Raw genomic sequence first — 854 nt, 5'->3', positions numbered from 1 at the left:
GTGTCGTAGTCAGCTTCACGTTCTGACCCGCCCATGATTTCCCCGTAGCCTTCTGGCGCTTCCACGTCGGCGCAGAGGTAAGTCAATGGGTTTTCCGGGTTCTTCTTCATGTAGAATGGCTTGATTGCTACTGGGTAGTTAACGATGAAGAATGGCCGGTCAAATTGTTCTGACAGGAAGGCTTCATCTGGCGCGCCAAAGTCGTCGCCCCACTTGAAGTCTTTGCCAGCTTCTTGCAGCATCTTAACCGCGTCATCGTAGGACAGGCGGGTGTAATTGCCTTCAGCGGCTGGACGCAATTTGTCTAAGTCCCGGCCCAGGATGCTTAATTCGTATTCGCAGTGTTCCAAAACCTGGCCAACCACGTAAGACAGGAAGCGTTCCTGCAGGTCCAGGGATTCATCTTGGTGCATCCAGGCCATTTCCGGTTCCATCATCCAGAATTCAGTCAAGTGCCGGCGGGTCTTGGAAGCTTCCGCCCGGAAGGTTGGCCCGAAGGTAAAGATCTTGCCGAAGGCTTCTGCCCCGACTTCCCCGTAAAGCTGGCCGGATTGTGACAGGTAAGCGTCGTGGTCGAAGTAGTCGATGTGGAAGAGTTCCGTGGTCCCTTCTGGCGCTGAGTGCATCAGAAGCGGGGCGTCAAACTTCACGAAGCCTTCGTTTTCAAAGAAGTCGACCGTGGCCTTGAAGATCCGGTTTCTGATCTGCATGATGGCGAATGGCCGCCGGCTTCTCAGCCAGAGGTGACGGTGGTCCAAAAGGAAGTCGATCCCGTGTTCCTTGTTGGTGATCGGGTAGCCTTCATTGTTTGAGACGACTTCCAGGTCGCTGATCTGGATTTCGTAGCCGAAGTG

General features: G+C 54.3%; 1 protein-coding gene. It reads right to left on the bottom strand.

The window, feature by feature from the left end:
- On the bottom strand, nt 1-854 hold an 854-nt coding region (locus FD23_RS08710; protein ID WP_057717960.1), incomplete at both ends, for an amino acid--tRNA ligase-related protein.

Source organism: Lactobacillus delbrueckii subsp. delbrueckii DSM 20074 = JCM 1012 (genome assembly GCF_001433875.1).
GTDB classification, from domain to species: Bacteria; Bacillota; Bacilli; order Lactobacillales; family Lactobacillaceae; genus Lactobacillus; species Lactobacillus delbrueckii.
Note: the sequence above shows the minus strand (reverse complement) of the source record. Positions and strands in the feature narration are given on the sequence as shown.